Raw genomic sequence first — 14453 nt, forward strand, 5'->3', positions numbered from 1 at the left:
GCGCCCCGCTGCCGCCGCCGACGGCGCCCGCTCCTCAGGCGGCGTCGTCCGCTGCGGCGTCCCACCTGTCGCCGACCTTCCCCGTGCGTGCCCCGTGGGGCACGGCGTCGAAGCTGCGCGCCTGGCAGGCCGAGGCCATCGAGATCTACCGGGAGCGGTCCCCCAAGGACTTCCTCGCGGTCGCGACGCCGGGTGCAGGCAAGACGACGTTCGCGCTGCGGATCGCGACCGAGCTCCTCGAGCGCGGCATCGTGCGGCGGATCACGGTGGTCGCGCCCACCGAGCACCTCAAGCACCAGTGGGCGGACGCGGCGGCGCGCGTCGGCGTGCGCATCGACCCGAACTTCAAGAACAGCCAGGGTCGGCACGCCGCGCACTACGACGGTGTCGCGCTGACGTACGCCCAGATCGCCGCGAACCCGGCGCTCCACGCTGCCCGCACCTCGGCCGGCCCGACGCTCGTCATCCTCGACGAGGTCCACCACGGCGGGGACGCGCTGTCGTGGGGTGACGCGGTCCGCGAGGCCTTCGAGGGTGCGACCCGTCGTCTCGCCCTCACCGGGACTCCTTTCCGGTCGGACACCGCGGCCATCCCGTTCGTCACGTACGAGCGCGGACCGGACGGCATCCGTCGCTCGGCGGCGGACTTCACCTACGGGTACGGTGACGCCCTGCGCGACGGCGTGGTGCGCCCGGTGATCTTCCTCACGTACTCGGGGCAGATGCGCTGGCGCACCCGGGCCGGGGACGAGGTGAGCGCCCGCCTCGGTGAGGCGATGACGAAGGACATGTCGAGCCAGGCGTGGCGGACGGCGCTCGACCCGAACGGCGAGTGGATCCCGTCGGTGCTCGCGGCGGCGGACAAGCGGCTGGCCGAGGTCCGCCGCGCGGTCCCCGACGCAGGTGGGCTCGTCATTGCGACGGACCAGAACGACGCCCGTGCCTACGCGGGTCACCTCGCCCGGATCACCGGACGGTCCCCGACGGTGGTGCTCTCCGACGACGAGGGCGCGAGCAAGCGCATCGAGGAGTTCTCCGACGGCGACCAGCGCTGGATGGTCGCGGTGCGGATGGTGTCCGAGGGGGTCGACGTCCCCCGCCTGGCCGTCGGTGTGTACGCGACCTCGACGGCGACACCGCTCTACTTCGCCCAGGCCGTCGGCCGCTTCGTCCGGGCGCGCCGCCGAGGAGAGACGGCCTCGGTCTTCCTCCCGAGCGTCGCGAACCTGGTCGGCCTGGCGAACAGCCTCGAGCTCGAGCGGGACCACGCGCTCGACAAGCCCTTGAGCGCCGCGGAGTCGGGGGACATGTACAACCCCGAGGACGCCCTCATGGCGGCGGCCAACCGTGACTCGAAGGCCTCCGACGGCCTGGGGGAGCAGGGGTCCTTCGAGATGCTCGAGGCGCAGGCCTCGTTCGACCGGGTGCTCTTCGACGGTGGCGAGTTCGGCACGGGTGCGGACGTGGGCTCCGACGAGGAGCTCGACTTCCTCGGCCTGCCCGGCCTGCTCGATGCCGACCAGGTCACGACCCTGCTCAAGCAGCACCAGGCGAGCCAGCTGAGCGGCAAGAGCCGGTCGGTGCAGAAGGCGGCCGAGCGCAGCGAGCTCGACCACCGGCGGGCGGCCGACCTGCGCAAGGAGCTCTCCCAGCTCGTCTCCGCGTGGGCACGCCGCACGGGCCAGCCGCACGGTTCAGTGCACAACGAGCTGCGCAAGCGCAGCGGGGGCCCCGAGGTGCCGCTCGCGAGCGTCGACCAGCTCACCGCGCGCGTGGACGTGGTGCGGGGCTGGTTCGTCGGGAAGAAGTGATCCCGACGCCTCCGGGCGTCGGGACCACCGTCCTCAGCCGAGCGTGAGCGTCGTCGTGGGGATCGCGACGTCGCCGGTCGAGAGCCGGCGCGCACCTCGCGGGAGCTCGTCGCGGGACTCCTGGTGGCGCTGGGCTGCCGCGCGCACACCCGCCGAACCGGTCCACCGCGTGTCGGCCACCCCATCGGTCGCGAGCGTCTCGTGGAGCGGCCGCAGGTCCGGCGCGTCGGACACCCAGCTCGCGACGCGGTCGTCGGGTCCGTCGACGATCACCTCGGCCGTGGCTCGTCCGTCCTCTCCGGTCTGGCGTGCCGCAGCCTTGCGTCCCCCGACGCTCGTCTTGGACGACGACGCCTTCGCGACCGGTTCCAGGCTGCCGGACGCCCCTTCGCGCGCGACGAGCTTGTAGACCATGCCGCACGTCGGTGCGCCCGAGCCGGTGACGAGCTTCGTCCCCACTCCGTACGCGTCGACCGGCGACGCCGCGAGGGACGCGATCGCGTACTCGTCGAGGTCGGACGTCACGGTGATGCGGGTTCCCGTCGCGCCGAGCTGGTCGAGCTGCTTGCGGACCTCCACGGCCTGCACCCCGAGGTCGCCCGAGTCGAGACGGACGGCGCCGAGCTCCGTCCCGGCGATGCGGACTGCACGCTCGACGCCTCGGGTCACGTCGTACGTGTCGACGAGCAGCGTCGTCGACGGTCCGGCGGACGCCACCTGGGAGGCGAACGCGGACTCCTCGTCGTCGTGCAGGAGCGTGAAGGCGTGGGCGGCGGTGCCGATGGTCGCGAGACCGTAGCGTCGTCCCGCCTCGAGGTTGGACGTCCCGACGAAGCCGGCGACGAACGCCGCCCGGGCCGCCGCGACGGCTGCCTGCTCGTGCGCGCGCCGTGAGCCCATCTCGAGGCACGGTCGCCCGACGGCTGCGCTCGTCATGCGGGACGCCGCGGACGCGACGGCCGAGTCGTAGTTGAGGACGGACAGGACGAGGGTCTCGAGGAGCACCGCCTCCGCGAACGTGCCCTCGACGACCATGACCGGGCTGGAGGGGAAGAAGGTCTCGCCCTCGGCGTACCCACGGATCTCACCCGCGAAGCGATATCCCTCGAGGTACTCGAGCGTCCGGTCGTCGACCACCCGGGCCTGGGCGAGCCACTCGAGGTCCTCGGCCTCGAAGCGGAAGGTCGGGAGGAGCTCGAGGACACGCCCCGTACCGGCGAGGACGCCGTAGCGGCGCCACGACGGGAGGCGCCGCGTGAAGACCTCGAACACGCAGTGGCGGTCGGCGGTGCCGTCGGCCAGGGCGGCCTGGAGCATCGTGAGTTCGTACCTGTCGGTGAGCAGAGCTGTACCCATGCGCCCAACCGTAGGGCACGGGCCATCCGCGAGGCCCTACAGTGGTCCCGTGAATGTCAGGACGACTTCCGACGTGGCGACGCACGTCGATGCTGGTACGCACGGCGCCGAGCCGTGGGTCACGCTCGTGTGGAACGACCCGATCAACCTCATGAACTACGTCGCGTACGTGTTCGAGAGCTACTTCGGGTATTCCGAGCGCAAGGCTCACCGGCTCATGCTCCAGGTGCACGAGGACGGCCACGCGGTCGTCTCCACCGGTGGTCGGGAGAAGGTCGAGATGGACGTGCGCGCGATGCACTCCTACGGGCTGTGGGCGACGATGCAGCGGAGCGGGGACTAGTGGTCCGGCCTTTTGAGACGAGCGACGACGAGGACCGCGTGTACGTCGCGGGCCTCTCCACCCCCGAGCGGCTCGTCCTCGCGCAGGTGACGGGTGACGTCGTCGAGCTGCTCGGCGGCGAGGAGGGCATCTTCGGCGAGGTCGAGGAGGACGACCAGACGCCTGACGAGGGCGCGACGAGCGAGTCGCCCGACGGTCTGCGCGAGCTCCTCGGCGGCCTCGACGACGAGACCGTGCGACCCCCGACGGACCCGGCGGTCCGCCGTCTCCTGCCCGATGCGTCGAGCGACTCCGAGATCGCCCGGGAGTTCCGGCGGTTCACCGACGACGACCTGCGCCAGCACAAGGTCGAGCGGCTCCTCCTCTTCGCGCAGCTCCTGCTCGAGGCCGCCCCGTCGTCGGACGAGGCGCGCCAGCTCGAGTTCGTCGTGCTCCACGAGGAGGCCGAGGCGATCGCCGGTGCCCTCGCGGACATCCGCCTCGTCATCGGCGAGCGCCTCGACCTGCGGACCGACGACGACTCGCAGGACCTCTACGACGCGGTCACCGCGACGTGGGAGGACGACAGGTCTCCGGAACCCCGTGGGACTGCTGGCGACGAGCTCGACGCGGACGACGACCTCGTCGACGACCTGCTCTCCGGCGGCGGGCGCATGCCTGGCGACGACACCGCCGAGACGTCCGGGCCGCGGATCTTCCTCGGTTCCGTCTTCCTCCTCGCGGGCTATCTCCAGGAGTCGCTCACGGACTGCCTGCTGCGTGACTACCGCGCGAGCAAGCGACGCCGCTGACGAGAGACGAGTCTCGGGGCAAATCGGTCCTTCAAGATGCGCACTTGTCAAGGTGCTGCCAGGATGAAGTTCATCGCCCCACCGCGGACATTCCGCACCGGGGAACGACTGAGAAGAGGATCCCCAATGCCGTCATGGCTGCTCATCCTGATCGTCGGAGTTGTCCTCCTCGTCTTCGGCGTCGCCGTCGAGGCCGCGAAGTTCCTCATCTGGATCGGCATCATCGTCCTCGTCGTGAGCCTGATCCTCGGGTTCATCGGCCGCGGCAAGTCGAGAGTCTGACCCGCCCTCCGGCTGGTCGGTCGGCCCGATGACGAACCTCTCGGGCTGAGATCACGCAGGAGGCACACATGCTGGGCGTCGGCCCGCACGGACACCGTGCGGGCCGGCGCTTTTTATGTTGCAGCGGCCCCCGGCGATAGTCTCTGGGGGTGAATGACGCTCCGATCGGCATCTTCGACTCCGGCGTGGGGGGACTGACCGTCGCGCGGTCGATCCTCGACCAGCTGCCCAACGAGTCGATCCACTACATCGGGGACACCATCAACTCCCCGTACGGACCCAAGCCGCTGGCCACGGTCCGGTCCCTCGCGCTCGACGTCATGGACTCCCTCGTCGACGAGGGGGTCAAGATGCTCGTCATCGCGTGCAACAGCGCGTCGGCCGCGGTCCTGCGCGACGCCCGGGAGCGGTACACGGTCCGGCACGGGATCCCTGTCGTCGAGGTCATCCTCCCTGCAGCCCGGCGCGCGGTCGCCGCGACGAGGACGGGACGCGTCGGAGTCATCGGGACACGCGCGACGATCGAGTCGCGCGCCTACGAGGACGCCCTCGCGGTCGCTCCCGGCGTGCACGTGACGCCCATGGCGTGCCCCGCGTTCGTCGAGCTCGTCGAGGCCGGGGTGACGGCCGGGCCGCAGGTGATCGAGGTCGCGCACTCCTACCTCGACCCGGTGCGCGACGCGGGGGTGGACACCCTCATCCTCGGGTGCACCCACTACCCGCTCCTCACGGGTGCGATCTCGTACGTCATGGGGGATGCCGTGACGCTCGTCTCCAGCGCTGAGGAGACCGCGAAGGACGTCTACCGGACCCTCGTCGCCCACGACCTCGAGCGGGGCCTGACGACCGGTCCTCCGGAGCACCGCTTCCAGTCGACGGGCGACACCGCGACGTTCTCCGGGCTGGCGCGCCGCTTCCTCGGTCCTGAGGTCCTCATGGTGGAGCCGGTCGCATGAGGCTGACGATCGTCGGGATGGCAGGCTCCTTCCCGTCGCCCTCCTCGCCGGCGTCGTGCTACCTCGTGCAGGCCGACGACGACGCGGGTCGCACCTGGTCGGTCGTCCTCGACCTCGGCAGCGGGGCGCTCGGGGCGCTCCAGGAGGTCGTCGACCCCTTCGACGTCGACGCGGTCGCGATCTCCCACACCCACCCCGACCACTTCGCAGACCTCTGCGGGTACTACGTCTACCGCCGGTACCACCCCGTCCGTGGCGCTGTCCGCGACCCTGCGCTCCCACCGACGCCCGTCCACGGGCCGTCCGACATCGAGTCGCGCGTCGCCGAGGCGTACGGTCTGCCGGCGGACGAGCAGATGACCGGGCAGCTGGCGTTCCTCGCCTGGGAGCAGGGCCGGACGGTGCGCGTGGGACCGATCGAGATCGAGCCCTTCCTCGTCGAGCACCCCGTGCAGGCCTACGGGTTCCGGGTGACGGGACCCAGCAGCTCGACGCCCGGGGAGCGCGTCACTCTGGCCTACACGGGCGACACGGACAGCTGCCCGGCTCTCGTCGGGCTCGCGGCCGGGGTGGACCTCTTCCTCGCGGAGGCGGCCTTCGTCGAGGGGCGTGACGCGGTGCGGGGCATCCACCTCACCGGCCGCCGGGCGGGGCTCGTCGCGCAGGAGGCCGGTGCTCGGCGGATGCTGCTCACGCACGTCCCGGCGTGGAACGACCCCGAGGTGTCGGTCGCGGAAGCTCGCGGCGTGTACACGGGGCCGGTCGACCTGGCCGTGCGCGGCGCGGTCTACGTCCTGTGACGGCAGCCGACCAGCAGACCGGACCAGCCGCTGCCGACCGATTGACACGAGGAGAGACCGTGGCTGACGCGCACACCCGTCCTGGACACGCCGGCGCCCGGCTCGTCCTCGCGACACACAACGAGCACAAGGTGGGAGAGCTCCGCGCGATCCTCGTCGCGAGCGGTGCCGTGCCCGGTCTCGTCCCCGAAGACGTCGTGGGAGCAGGTGCGTTCGACCTCGAGCCCCCGGTCGAGGACGGGCTGACGTTCGCGGAGAACGCGCTGCTCAAGGCACGGGCTCTCGCCCGCGCGACGGGACTGCCGGCCGTCGCGGACGACTCGGGCCTGGCTGTCGACGTGCTCGGCGGCGCTCCGGGCATCTTCTCGGCGCGGTGGTCGGGCCGTCACGGCGACGACCGCGCCAACCTCGACCTCCTCCTCGCGCAGCTCACGGACGTCCGCGAGGAGCACCGCGGCGCACGCTTCGTGTGTGCGGCCGCGCTCGTCACCCCCGAGGGCGACGAGACCGTGGAGCTCGGTGCCCTCGTGGGGACGCTGCTCACCGCGCCCCGCGGCTCCGGTGGCTTCGGCTACGACCCGATCCTGCGCCCGGACGGCGAGACGCGCTCGTGCGCCGAGCTCTCACCGGCGGAGAAGAACGCGATCAGCCACCGCGGCCAGGCGTTCCGGGCGCTCGCTCCGAGGATCGCCGCAGTCCTCGGCGACTGACCGCACCTCGTACCGCCCCGGCGACGGCACGCCAGCCGAGGAGCGCCAGGACGAGGAAGCCGAGCGCCACGAGCGGGAACGCGCCGCTCACACCCTGACCGGACACGACCCGCAGACCCATCGCGACCGCCCAGGTGACGACGGGGACGGTCCAGGCCCACGGCAGGATCGCCAGCGGGTCCCGCCGGTCGCCCGACCGAGGCCACCGGTCGGCGAGCACGCCGGCGAGGACCGTCGCGAGGACGAGCCCGACGAGGAACGGCCACGCCGTCGTGAGGAGCCCGAGGACCGTCGTCTGCTCGGCGTGGGACGAGCGTCCGACGGCGGCGAAGACGAGGACGCACGCGGCGTCGACGAGAGCGGTTCTCCAGCGGGGCGTCAGCACCTCCCGACGGTACCGCGCGTATCGTGGCGGGGTGCATCTGACCACCGACCACCTGTCCTTCGGCTACCCGGACCGACCGGTGATCTCCGACGTCACGCTGCGCGTGTCCGCCGGTCAACGGCTCGCGATCGTGGGGGAGAACGGGTCCGGCAAGACGACGCTGCTGCGCCTCCTCTCCGACGAGCTCGTGCCGCGCAGCGGTTCCGTCCGCGCGGTGGGGACGCGCTCCGTCGTCGCGCAGGAGCTCGTCGTAGGACCGGGGCAGACGGTCGGCGACCTCGTGCACGAGTCGCTGGCCGAGGTGCGTCGGGCCGCCGCCGACCTCGAGGAGGCGGCTGCGGCGTTCGACCACGGGACCGGGTCGCTCGCCGAGTTCGCCTCGATCCTCGCGCGCACCGAGCACCTCGCCGCGTGGGACGCCGACCGTCGGGTCGGGGTCGCGCTCTCCCGCCTGGGTGCCTGCCGGGACGCAGAGCGGTCGCTCGAGACGCTCTCCGTCGGCGAGAGGTTCCGCGTCCGTCTGGCGTGCCGGCTGGCCGAGCGCGCGGACATCCTCCTGCTCGACGAGCCGACGAACCACCTCGACCGGGCCGGTATCGACTTCCTCACGCGCGAGCTGCGCGCATGGGGCGGGGCGGTCGTCATCGTCACGCACGACCGTCAGCTGCTCGACGACGTGGCGACGGCGATCCTCGACCTCGACCCGTCGGTCGACGGGCGCCCGGTCCTCTACGGTCAGCCCGGCTACGTCTCCTACCGGTTCGCCAAGAACCAGGCGCTGCACCGGTGGCGGCAGCGGTTCCGGGCCGAGACCCAGCGCGCGGAGCAGCTCGCGCGCCGCCTCGACCTCACGTACGAGGGGCTGTCGGACGAGTGGCGTCCACCGAAGGGCTCACAGAAGCACCGGCGGGGTACGCGGGCGCGCACGCACGTCAAGGCGGCGGACCGCCTCGTGGAGAAGCTCAAGGCCGAGGCGGTCGACGTCCCCCCGCCGCCGCCGGTCCTCCACTTCCCGGACCTGCCGGCCATGCAGCCCGGCTGGGACCCCGGCGCGCCTGTCGTCGACGTCCGCAACCCGCGCGTCGACGGCGACGGAGGCCGAGCCCGTGTCGACCTCCCGGGCGCGCGGATCATGGTGCCGCCGTCGGGTCGGCTGCTCGTCACCGGGGTGAACGGAGCGGGCAAGTCGACGCTGCTCGCTGCCCTCGCCGGTACCGTGGACCTCGACCGCGGCTACCGAGCGGTCCTGCCGGACGCGCGGCTGGGCGTCGTCGACCAGGAGGGGTCGGTCCGCCCGGAGGCGGCCGCGTCCGGCTTCGACGAGTACGCGACGCTCGCCCTCCGGCTCCTCGAGCGCGGTGAGCTCGACCCGGAGCACCTCGTCCCGGTGGCGTTCCTCGGCATCCTCTCCGAGGAGGATCTCGACCGGCCGGTCAAGGAGCTGTCGGTGGGTCAGCGTCGCCGGCTCGACCTGGCGTGCGCGCTCCTCGCTGCACCCCACGTGCTGTTCCTCGACGAGCCGACGAACCATCTCTCGATCGACCTCGTCGACGACCTGACCCAGGCGCTGCGGGTCACGCCAGCGGCCGTCGTCGTGGCCACGCACGACCGTCGGATGCAGGACGACCTGCACGACTGGCCGCGTCTCGAGCTCTGAGTCGCGCCGCAGCCCGGGGCCACGGGACGGTCAGCCGAGACGCCCCACGTGGGCCATCGCCTGGCGCAGCAGGACACCGTGGCCTCCGTACATCTCGGCCTGCACCCCTTCGCTGCACGCCTGCTCGGGTGTGAGCCAGGCGAGGTCGAGCGCGTCCTGCTGAGGGCGGCAGTCGCCGCGGACCGGCACCACGTACGCGAGCGAGACCGCGTGCTGCCGGGCGTCGTAGTACGGCGTGATCCCGGGGGTAGGGAAGTACTCCGCGACCGTGAACGGCTGGGGCGACGGAGGGATCTGCGGGAGGGCGACCGGCCCGAGGTCCTTCTCGATGTGGCGCTGGAGGGCGTCGCGGACGCGCTCGTGGTACATGACGCGGCCGGAGACGAGGGCGCGGCTCATGACGCCTTCGCGCGACGCGCGCAGGAGGAGGCCGACGCTCACGACGTCGCCGGAGTCGTCGACGCGCACGGGTACGGCGTCGACGTAGACGACAGGCATCTGGCGGCGTGCCACCGCCATCTCCTCGTCGCTCATCCATCCTGCGGGCTGAGAGTCGTCGCGGTTGAAGTCTCGCGGGGGGAAGTCTGCGGTGTCGGTCACTCCTCTGTTGTATCCCGACCTGCGCGGATGGTGCCACAGGGCGCGCTCGTGAGCCGGTGTGAGATGAGTCGTGGGTGGGCGCCGTCGCTCGTTGCGGTGGACGAGCGAGGTAATCGCGGCGTAAGGTCACGGCGTTGGGAGCGCTCTCACAGGGGTAGGGCGCAGTAGGGGACGACGACGTCCCTTCCCGCACACTGACTGGTCAAAGGAGACCGGTATGCGTATCACTGCACGTCATGACCACGATTTACACCAAACGAACGATACTGCTCATTCCGGACGACGGCGTCCGGCTCTTCCCGCGAAGGCTCTCGCGGTGCTCCTCTCGTGCGGCCTCGCGCTCACGGCCGCGAGCCCGGCCTCGGCCGCGGACGTCACGCCGCTCGGGGCGGGCAGCTACACGACGGACGCGGTCGGCCCGCTGCCGCAAGGCTGCGGGGACATCGCGACGAACCCGCGACAGTTCCTCACCGAGGACGCCCCGCAGGGACCGATCCCCACGAACGACTGGTGGTCGTCCCTCGTGTTCAAGAAGTTCAACTGCCAGTACAGCGAGCCGCTGCACGCGCACCCGGCGTCGTACCTGCCCGGGGCCGACGGCCTCGGAATCTCGTACACGACGACACCGACCATCTCCGGCGCCGCCGGCGGTGTGGGGGAGTTCCACTACATGTACGCGGAGGACCTCGTCGCGGGCGTGGCCGGCCTGGACGCCGGCGTCGTCAAGGTCGCGGACTGGTCCGACTGGACGGTCACACCGTCATGGTCGGACGGGACGCGCACCCTCGAGGCCACCATCGGTCACGGGCTGCCCATCACGTCCTTCCGTGCGACAGGCGGCGACGCGCTCCTCACAGCGGCAGCGGCACCGGACGTATGGCTCGACGAAGGCCCGCAGGTCGGGTTCACGGTCAACGGCCACGACTACGTCGCCTACGCACCGCCGAGCGCCGACTGGACCGTCTCGGGCGGGTCGATCCGCAGCACCCTCGCCGGGGAGGACTACTTCTCCGTCGCGGTCCTGCCCACCTCGCCGGACGACACCGACGCGACCCGGCTCGATCACGCCGAGTCCTTCGGCGAGAGCGCGTACGCCGAGGTCGTCGGGACCACCGTGGACTACTCCTACGACGAGGACAGCTCCGACGTCACCGTCACCTACGGGTATGACACGGAGGCCGTCTACGAGGGCCAGGAGGGCACCGTCGTGGCGCTCTACCCGCACCAGGCCACGAACCTCGCGGGCACGTCCCTCTCCGAGGACAGGTACGTCTCGCCGCGCGGCCCGATGCCGGTGCTGCTCGGCGCATCGTCGTTCACGACGGTGACGACGTTCACCGGCGTCCTGCCCGAGGTCCCCGCGGTCGCGACCGGCAGCGGTGCCGGCCTCGACCAGCTGAACGCCTACCTCGACGAGGTGGCCAGCAACCCGGTCCTCATCCTCAACGACGACACGTACTGGACGGGCAAGGGGCTCGGGCGCGCAGCGCGGATCGCCGAGATCGCCGACCAGGTCGGCCGCACCGACGTCCGCGACACCGCCCTCACGCAGATGCGAGACGTCCTCACGGACTGGCTCAGCGTGAGCGAGGGCGAGAACGAGCAGCTCTTCGCCTACAACGAGACGTGGGGCACGCTCGTCGGCTACCCGGGCTCCTACGGCTCGGACACCGAGCTCAACGACCACCACTTCCACTACGGGTACTACATCGCCGCCGCAGCGACGCTCGCCAAGTTCGACCCCGAGTGGGCGTCGGAGGGCCAGTACGGCGCGATGGTCGACCTGCTCATCCGCGACGCCAACGGCTACGACCGGTCGGACACGATGTTCCCGTACCTGCGGGACTTCGACATCTATGCGGGTCACGACTGGGCGTCCGGCCACGGCGCGTTCTGGGCAGGCAACAACCAGGAGTCGAGCTCTGAAGGGCAGAACTTCGCCGGCGCGCTCATCCAGTGGGGCGACGCGACCGGGAACGACGAGGTGCGGGACGCGGGCGTGTACCTGTGGACCACACAGGCGTCCGCGATCCATGCCTACTGGTTCAACGAGTCGGGAGAGGCCTTCCCGGAGGACTTCCCGCACACGACCGTCGGCATGGTCTGGGGGGACGGAGGCTCGTACTCGACGTGGTTCAGCGCGGCTCCGGAGATGATCCAGGGCATCAACATGCTCCCGCTCACGGGCAACCACCTCTACCTGGGGACACGCCCGGACTACGTGCTGGAGAACTACGCCGAGGTCGTCGCCAACGGCGGGGAGCCCGACGTGTGGCAGGACATCCTCTGGGGCTTCCTGGCCCTCGGGGACGGCGAGGCGGCGCTGGCGAAGCTGCAGGCCGGCGCGGGCTATCCGGTCGAAGAAGGTGAGTCGAGGGCGCACACCTATCACTGGATCGCGAACCTCGCGGCCCTCGGGAACGTGGATCCCACGGTGACCGGTGACCACGTGCTCTCGTCGGTCTTCGTCAAGGACGGTGCTCGCACCTACGTGGCGGCGAACACGAGCACCGCCCCGCTCGTGGTGACGTTCTCCGACGGCACCGTGCTCGAGGTGGACCCCGGCACGACCGCCACGTCTGGCGCGCACACGTGGAGCGGCGGTGCCGCGGTGGGGACCGACCCGGGTCCGGACCCGACGGACCCGCCCACCGAGGAGCCGACGGACCCGCCGACGGAGGAGCCGACGGACCCGCCGACGGAGGAGCCCACGGACCCACCGACCGACGGCTTCGACGGGACGCTGTACCTCGCCGCTGACGGTGAGCTCACCGTCGGTGCCGGAGGCCCCGGCACGGTCGAGGTGGCTCCTGCTCACGGGAACCACGACCAGACGCCTCACGCGCCGGTGACCTTCGAGGCGAGCGGCCTCGACGGTGCCTACGGCGGTGGGACGACCGCATTCGATCTCGCCGTGGACTCGGGGGCGAACGTCGCCAACGCCGTCCAGCTCCGCCTGTCTGTCGACCTCACCGGCGACGGCACCTGGGAGCGCGTGGAGACCTATCGCTATGCCGCGACCGACCCGGTCGTGGGATACGAGCGGTACACGCAGGCGCACGGTCTCGCGTCGTCGACCGGTTCCTTCGGAGACCTCCACGGCGGCACCGTGCGCGTGGAGGTGTGGAGCGCGATCGGTTCCTCGCCGAGCACCCTCGGTCTCGGCGGCGACTCGGTGCTCGTGCTCCCGTTCGCGGGCTGACGACCTGACGATCGGTGCCGTCCGGGAATAGGACGGCACCGATCGTTGTCATACGGATGAATCCATCCGGCACACGAAGGGAACCCCATGCCCACGCAGGCGCTCACCGAATCGACGTTCGAGCAGACCATCAAGGACAACGACATCGTCCTCGTGGACTTCTGGGCGGCCTGGTGCGGCCCGTGCCGTCAGTTCGCGCCGGTCTTCGAGGCGTCCTCGGACGCCAACCCTGAGGTGGTCCACGCGAAGATCGACACCGAGGCCGAGACGGCCATCGCGGCGGCGGCGAACATCACCTCGATCCCGACGCTCATGGCGTTCCGCGAGGGCATCCTCGTCTTCTCGCAGCCCGGGGCGCTCCCCGCACCCGCTCTCGCGCAGGTGGTCGAGGGCGTGAAGAACCTCGACATGGACGACGTCCGCCAGCAGATCGCCGCGCAGACCGCCACCGAGACGCAGTAGGCACAGCACACCAGGATCGTGGCCTCGCCGGTCTCAGCAGACCGAGGCCACCAGAGGCGTCGAGGGTCCGGCTGCGGCCGGGCCCTTCGTCGTCCGCACGCATGTCAGGTCGGCGATCTCTCGGTGCTTCGCGAGGCCCTTGCGCTCGAAGCTCGTGAGCACGCGACCGTCGAAGCGCGGAGCGAACAGCTCGGACTCGAAGGCCGGGTCCGGACCGATGACGGCCCGCATCTGGTCGGCGTACTCGGCCCAGTCCGTCGCCAGGCGCCACGTGCCGCCCGGGCGCAGGACCCGCGCGGCCAACGCGACGAAGTCCTCGGAGACGAGCCGCCGCTTGTGATGGCGTTGCTTGTGCCACGGGTCCGGGAAGAAGACCCACAGCTCGTCGACCGATCCCGCCGGGAGCATCGTCGCCAGGGCGTCGACCGCGTCCGCCTCCATGAGGCGGATGTTCGTCAGGCCCCGGGACCGGATCCGCTGCAACGTCTGCACCACCCCCGGCCGGTACACCTCGAGGCCGAGGAAGTTCCGCTCGGGGTGGGCCTCTGCGGCATGGGCGAGCGCCTCGCCCTGTCCGGAGCCCACCTCGACGACGAGCGGCGCGTCACGACCGAAGAGCCTGGCGGCGTCGAGCACGAAGTCCGCGTCGACCGAGGCGCGCGACGCCCCTCGAGGCGGATCGACGACGAACGTCGGCGAGAGGGCGTCCCACGTGCGGACCTGCCGGTCCTTGAGGCGTCCGCTGCGCTGGGCGAACGAGACGGTCGTCGCCCAGAACCTGCCGTCCGCGGCGACGGCGTCCGCCCGCGCGGTCGCCTCGGCGCTCGAGGGAGCGGTCGCCTCGGCGCTGACGGAGGCGGTGGAGGGGTTCTCAGGCATGGTCCTTCTCAGGGCGTCGGGATCCGCCGGGCGACGGCGGAGCGGTGCGCGACGGTGGAGCGGTGCGCGACGGTGGAGCGGTGCGCGACGGTGGAGCGGTGCGCGACGGTGGAGCGGTGCGCGACGGCGGAGCGGTGCGCGAGGGGGGACTCGAACCCCCACGTCCGAAGACACCAGGACCTAAACCTGGCGCGGCTGCCAATTACGCCACTCGCGCTC

The 14453-nt window shown here is 71.5% G+C and carries 14 protein-coding genes and 1 tRNA gene; 10 read left to right on the forward strand and 5 right to left on the reverse strand.

Translation table 11 applies throughout. From position 1 onward, the window contains the following. Positions 1-8: 8 nt before the first annotated feature. Positions 9-1811: a DEAD/DEAH box helicase gene (locus tag ABKW26_RS08900; RefSeq protein WP_348592928.1), complete on the forward strand. Its 1803-nt coding sequence runs from the start codon at positions 9-11 to the stop codon at positions 1809-1811. A gap of 33 nt (positions 1812-1844) precedes the next feature. Here the strand turns inward: ABKW26_RS08900 and ABKW26_RS08905 are convergent, their stop codons facing one another. After that, positions 1845-3167 (reverse strand): nicotinate phosphoribosyltransferase, encoded by a 1323-nt coding sequence (locus tag ABKW26_RS08905; RefSeq protein ID WP_348592825.1) that lies wholly within the window; start codon positions 3165-3167, stop codon positions 1845-1847. Positions 3168-3216: 49 nt separating this feature from the next. Here ABKW26_RS08905 and clpS point away from each other — a divergent pair, with 49 nt between their 5' ends. The 6 genes from clpS (at position 3217) to rdgB (ending at position 7049) form a co-directional block, all read left to right on the forward strand. Then, positions 3217-3510 carry an ATP-dependent Clp protease adapter ClpS gene (gene clpS, locus ABKW26_RS08910; RefSeq protein ID WP_348592827.1) on the forward strand — a complete coding sequence of 98 codons (294 nt, stop codon included), beginning with the start codon at positions 3217-3219 and terminating at the stop codon, positions 3508-3510. Further along, on the forward strand, positions 3510-4301 hold the full coding sequence (locus ABKW26_RS08915) for a DUF2017 family protein (protein WP_348592829.1): 792 nt from the start codon (positions 3510-3512) through the stop codon (positions 4299-4301). Before clpS ends, ABKW26_RS08915 begins: the two co-directional genes overlap by 1 nt. 126 nt (positions 4302-4427) lie before the next feature. Then, positions 4428-4583, forward strand: coding sequence for a hypothetical protein (locus ABKW26_RS08920; protein WP_348592831.1), 156 nt, complete (start codon positions 4428-4430; stop codon positions 4581-4583). A gap of 149 nt (positions 4584-4732) precedes the next feature. Beyond that, on the forward strand, positions 4733-5539 hold the full coding sequence (murI, locus tag ABKW26_RS08925) for a glutamate racemase (RefSeq protein ID WP_348592833.1): 807 nt from the start codon (positions 4733-4735) through the stop codon (positions 5537-5539). Next, positions 5536-6339 carry an MBL fold metallo-hydrolase gene (locus ABKW26_RS08930; RefSeq protein WP_348592835.1) on the forward strand — a complete coding sequence of 268 codons (804 nt, stop codon included), beginning with the start codon at positions 5536-5538 and terminating at the stop codon, positions 6337-6339. Before murI ends, ABKW26_RS08930 begins: the two co-directional genes overlap by 4 nt. A gap of 59 nt (positions 6340-6398) precedes the next feature. Beyond that, positions 6399-7049, forward strand: a complete 651-nt coding sequence (gene rdgB, locus ABKW26_RS08935; protein ID WP_348592837.1) for an RdgB/HAM1 family non-canonical purine NTP pyrophosphatase — start codon at positions 6399-6401, stop codon at positions 7047-7049. On the opposite strand, the gene ABKW26_RS08940 is transcribed toward rdgB, so the two are convergent. Then, a complete protein-coding gene (locus ABKW26_RS08940; protein ID WP_348592839.1) occupies positions 6985-7434 on the reverse strand; it encodes a DUF3054 domain-containing protein in 450 nt (149 codons plus the stop codon). The genes rdgB and ABKW26_RS08940 overlap by 65 nt on opposite strands. Before the next feature lie 31 nt (positions 7435-7465). Between ABKW26_RS08940 and ABKW26_RS08945 the strand changes: the two genes are divergently transcribed. Beyond that, positions 7466-9091, forward strand: coding sequence for an ATP-binding cassette domain-containing protein (locus tag ABKW26_RS08945; RefSeq protein WP_348592841.1), 1626 nt, complete (start codon positions 7466-7468; stop codon positions 9089-9091). A 30-nt stretch (positions 9092-9121) separates the two neighbouring features. Here the strand turns inward: ABKW26_RS08945 and ABKW26_RS08950 are convergent, their stop codons facing one another. Further along, positions 9122-9691, reverse strand: a complete 570-nt coding sequence (locus ABKW26_RS08950; protein WP_348592843.1) for an NUDIX hydrolase family protein — start codon at positions 9689-9691, stop codon at positions 9122-9124. A gap of 316 nt (positions 9692-10007) precedes the next feature. Here ABKW26_RS08950 and ABKW26_RS08955 point away from each other — a divergent pair, with 316 nt between their 5' ends. Both ABKW26_RS08955 and trxA read left to right on the forward strand, forming a co-directional pair. Continuing rightward, positions 10008-12893 (forward strand): glycosyl hydrolase, encoded by a 2886-nt coding sequence (locus ABKW26_RS08955; RefSeq protein WP_348592845.1) that lies wholly within the window; start codon positions 10008-10010, stop codon positions 12891-12893. Positions 12894-12980: 87 nt separating this feature from the next. Further along, positions 12981-13355, forward strand: a complete 375-nt coding sequence (gene trxA / locus ABKW26_RS08960) for a thioredoxin (RefSeq protein ID WP_348592847.1) — start codon at positions 12981-12983, stop codon at positions 13353-13355. A gap of 33 nt (positions 13356-13388) precedes the next feature. On the opposite strand, the gene trmB is transcribed toward trxA, so the two are convergent. Continuing rightward, positions 13389-14234 (reverse strand): tRNA (guanosine(46)-N7)-methyltransferase TrmB, encoded by an 846-nt coding sequence (gene trmB, locus ABKW26_RS08965; RefSeq protein ID WP_348592849.1) that lies wholly within the window; start codon positions 14232-14234, stop codon positions 13389-13391. A 135-nt stretch (positions 14235-14369) separates the two neighbouring features. After that, positions 14370-14451, reverse strand: a tRNA-Leu gene (locus ABKW26_RS08970). Positions 14452-14453: the final 2 nt, after the last annotated feature.

The sequence above is a fragment of the Sanguibacter sp. 25GB23B1 genome (genome assembly GCF_040012415.1).
GTDB lineage: Bacteria > Actinomycetota > Actinomycetes > Actinomycetales > Cellulomonadaceae > Sanguibacter.

What these genes read in the sequence shown, in the direction of transcription:
- ABKW26_RS08930 (WP_348592835.1), top strand. Translation starts at nt 5,536, where the DNA reads ATGAGGCTGACGATCGTCGGGATGGCAGGCTCCTTCCCGTCGCCCTCC.
- ABKW26_RS08920 (WP_348592831.1), top strand. Translation starts at nt 4,428, where the DNA reads ATGCCGTCATGGCTGCTCATCCTGATCGTCGGAGTTGTCCTCCTCGTC.
- ABKW26_RS08905 (WP_348592825.1), bottom strand. Translation starts at nt 3,167, where the DNA reads ATGGGTACAGCTCTGCTCACCGACAGGTACGAACTCACGATGCTCCAG.
- trxA (WP_348592847.1), top strand. Translation starts at nt 12,981, where the DNA reads ATGCCCACGCAGGCGCTCACCGAATCGACGTTCGAGCAGACCATCAAG.
- trmB (WP_348592849.1), bottom strand. Translation starts at nt 14,234, where the DNA reads ATGCCTGAGAACCCCTCCACCGCCTCCGTCAGCGCCGAGGCGACCGCT.